1 protein-coding gene is annotated in these 263 nt (G+C 38.0%); it reads right to left on the bottom strand.

All coding sequences use genetic code 11. From position 1 onward, the window contains the following. Positions 1-263, bottom strand: a 263-nt coding sequence (locus R2R70_RS20925; protein WP_410979040.1) for a S8 family serine peptidase, incomplete at both ends; no start/stop codon positions are given.

Here is a 263-nt window from a genome sequence, read left to right as displayed (position 1 = left end):
CAGTGAAATTACACCAGTAACATGTCCGGCTGCAAAGGAGGTTCCAGTAAACAAACTATATTCCCCCCTATGATTAGTAGAGAGTATATCAACTCCTGGTGCAATATAATCTATCTTTCCTCTTGCCGCTGAGCTTGGCCTTTTAAGATTTTTTTTAATAGAATTAACTGATATCACATTTGTGTATTTCGCTGGATACTCTACACCAGTTCCATATGTATTACCTGCTGCAGCTACTATAATTATTCCATGTGACACTGCTT

Origin of the sequence: Cobetia sp. SIMBA_158 (assembly GCF_046566945.1) — a bacterium.
GTDB classification, from domain to species: domain Bacteria; phylum Pseudomonadota; class Gammaproteobacteria; order Pseudomonadales; family Halomonadaceae; genus Cobetia; species Cobetia amphilecti.
Note: the sequence above shows the minus strand (reverse complement) of the source record. Positions and strands in the feature narration are given on the sequence as shown.